Genomic DNA, 2,277 nt, shown 5'->3' with positions numbered 1-2,277 from the left:
CCTCGAGGCCGCGGCCTCGTCTGAAGGCACGGGGCGGCTCTCTTCGGAGGGCCGCCCTTTTTCGTCCTCGAGGTTGGGGAGCGGCACGTCGTTTCTTGGGACCTCTCGCTCCTTAGCCATGCGCGCCGTCCTCGCTCTCGTCGTCCTCTCCTGTTCGGGGTGCGTCGCGACCTCGGAGCCCGTCGCCCCTGAGCCGATACCCGGCCTCGAGGTCGAGGCCCTGACGCCCACCGTCTGGGTCCACACGACGGCCCGGGACGTGGAGGGCTTCGGCCGCGTCCTGTCGAACGGTCTCGTCGTCGCGTCCGGCAGCGACGCGCTCTTGGTCGACACCGCGTGGGGCGACGACCCCGAGCAGGCAACGGCGTCCCTCCTGGCCGAGCTCCGCCTCCTATGGGGCGCGGGCGTCCGACGGGCCGTCGTCTCGCACCACCACGACGACAGCGTCGGCGGCGTCCCGACCTTGCGCCGCGCGGGCATCCCGATCGTCGCGACCTCGAGGACGGCCGACCGGATGGAGGCAGAGGGCTGGCCCCGACCGGATTTTCTCCTCGAGGGCGGCGACGCCTGGACGCTTCGCATCGGCGACCCCGGATCAGGTCCGGGGCAAGTTCTCGAGGTCGAGGTGTTCGACGCCGGTTCGGGCCACACCGTCGACAACGTGGTCGTCTACGTGCCGAGCGCCGGGATCCTGTACGGCGGCTGCCTCATCCGCCCCGGCGGCTCAACGTCGCTCGGCAACACCGCCGACGCCGACCTCGAGCGTTGGGCCGAGTCCGTCGCGCGCGTCCGAGACCGCTACCCCGACCTCGAGGTCGTCGTCCCGTCACACGGGCCTCCGGGTGGGCCGGAGCTCCTGGACCAGACCATCTCGCTGGTGGAGTCGCATCGAGGACGGCCGGTGGGCGAATGAGGCTCGCCCTCGAGGACGGACGCTAGATCCCGGCCCACGACCGGACGTCCTCGAGGAAGGCCTTGAGCGGAGCGCCCGTCCTCGACCCGAGCCGGAAGGGGAACGACCGCGCCTTGGTCTTGAGCGTCAACGTCTCGATGTTGCCCTTGCGCCCGGCCTTGAGGGACTTGAGGTCGCCGCGCTCGAACCGGTAGCTGCCTTTCTCGTCCGCCATCGCGCGGGCGCCTTGGGCCTCGAGCCGCTCCAGGCCCAGGCTGGCCTCCAGGCCCACGCTGGCATCCCTCTTGGCCCCGAACTTCTTCTCCATCATCTTGATCGCGGGCTGTGCCATCGCGACGCCCAGGTGGGCACTGATCTTGTCCCCGGCGGTCGAGTTGTGGTCGAGGAACGCGTCGGCGTCGACCTGGGGACCCTTACCGCTCACACCAGACAGGCGGATGACGTAGAGCGCGTCGTCCTCGAGGACGAGGGAGTAGGTGCCCCCCCAGCGGAAGCCGGTCGGGAGCGTAACGGCGAGGTCGAAGCGGTTGGTCGTCGTGGCGGTCATGGCGCAGGGGTGGGTGTCTTCCCTTCCTCCGCACTTGCCCTCGAGGACGGATCACGCGTCGGCCTCGAGGACGCGTCCGACGCGGTCCGGTGCTACCATCCGGTCCCTCTCCGATTCCCGATGGCCGACCGCGCGGCTCCCGCGAACGCCACTGCTCGATTCGGCACGTTCGCCGGCGTCTTTACGCCCAACGTGCTTACCATCCTGGGCATCATCTTGTTCTTGCGGACGGGCTGGGTCGTGGGACAGGCGGGGCTGGGCGGGGCGCTGATCATCATCCTGCTCGCGAACGCGATCTCGTTCCTGACGGGGCTGTCGCTGTCGTCGATCGCGACGAGCATGGACGTCCGGGCGGGCGGCAACTACTACTTGATCTCGAGGTCGCTCGGGCTCGAGATCGGCGGTGCCATCGGGATCCCACTGTACCTGTCGCAGGCGATCTCGGTCGCGTTCTACATCATCGGCTTCGTCGAGGCCATGGAGGTGATCCCGTTTCTGGCGGCGTTCGATGCCCAGGTGTTCGCGACCGTCGTGGCTTTGGCGTTCGTCGCCATCGCCTACGTCGGGGCCGACTTCGCGCTCAAGATCCAGTTCGGGATCCTGGCCATCCTGATCGCGGCGTTGGTGTCGTTTTTCGCCGGCGGCTGGGGCGAGACGCAGGCGCCGACGATGGGCGCGAGCTACACCGAGGGGATCTCGTTCTGGGCCGTGTTCGCCGTCTTCTTCCCGGCGGTGACCGGCATCGAGGTCGGGATCTCGCTGTCGGGCGACCTCAAGGACCCGTCGAAGAGCATCCCTCGAGGGACCATCGCGTCCA

Annotated in this window: 2 protein-coding genes and 1 pseudogene; 2 read left to right on the top strand and 1 reads right to left on the bottom strand. The window is 69.0% G+C overall.

The window, feature by feature from the left end; genetic code table 11:
* The first annotated feature begins 118 nt into the window (after positions 1-118).
* Positions 119-913, top strand: a complete 795-nt coding sequence (bla, locus tag WBA11_RS15845) for a subclass B1 metallo-beta-lactamase (protein ID WP_424521629.1) — start codon at positions 119-121, stop codon at positions 911-913.
* Between the two features lie 22 nt (positions 914-935).
* Here bla and WBA11_RS15840 read toward each other — a convergent pair whose 3' ends face one another.
* On the bottom strand, positions 936-1,460 hold the full coding sequence (locus WBA11_RS15840) for a hypothetical protein (RefSeq protein WP_424521628.1): 525 nt from the start codon (positions 1,458-1,460) through the stop codon (positions 936-938).
* A gap of 9 nt (positions 1,461-1,469) precedes the next feature.
* On the opposite strand from WBA11_RS15840, the pseudogene WBA11_RS15835 reads away from it, so the two are divergent.
* Positions 1,470-2,277: pseudogene (locus WBA11_RS15835) on the top strand (hypothetical protein); the annotation flags it as partial.

Origin of the sequence: Rubrivirga sp. (genome assembly GCF_049648075.1) — a bacterium.
GTDB lineage: Bacteria > Bacteroidota > Rhodothermia > Rhodothermales > Rubricoccaceae > Rubrivirga.
Note: the sequence above shows the minus strand (reverse complement) of the source record. Positions and strands in the feature narration are given on the sequence as shown.